Annotated in this window: 1 protein-coding gene; it reads left to right on the top strand. The window is 58.8% G+C overall.

The genetic code is table 11. The features are described 5' to 3' along the window. Positions 1-221: hypothetical protein (locus KB213_RS12515; RefSeq protein ID WP_211683590.1), on the top strand; the 221-nt coding region annotated here is incomplete at both ends.

Raw genomic sequence — 221 nt, 5'->3', positions numbered from 1 at the left:
CCAGTTCTTCGGTAACCGCTGGCGGCAATCAAGATGCAGCCGATGGCGCGCTTGATGTGAGGGTCGAAAGCCCTTCTAGCCAGAATACGCCGGATTTCGTGCCGCGCCAGCACACCGGATATCAAGTTAAAAAGCCCAATATGCCAGCAAGCGCGATCAAAGGTCAGATGCGTCCCGGCGGTGTATTGCGGCCGGTAATAGCCGATCTCGCCGCCCGCACG

This window comes from Neokomagataea anthophila (genome assembly GCF_018122595.1).
GTDB classification, from domain to species: Bacteria; Pseudomonadota; Alphaproteobacteria; order Acetobacterales; family Acetobacteraceae; genus Gluconobacter; species Gluconobacter anthophilus.
Note: the sequence above shows the minus strand (reverse complement) of the source record. Positions and strands in the feature narration are given on the sequence as shown.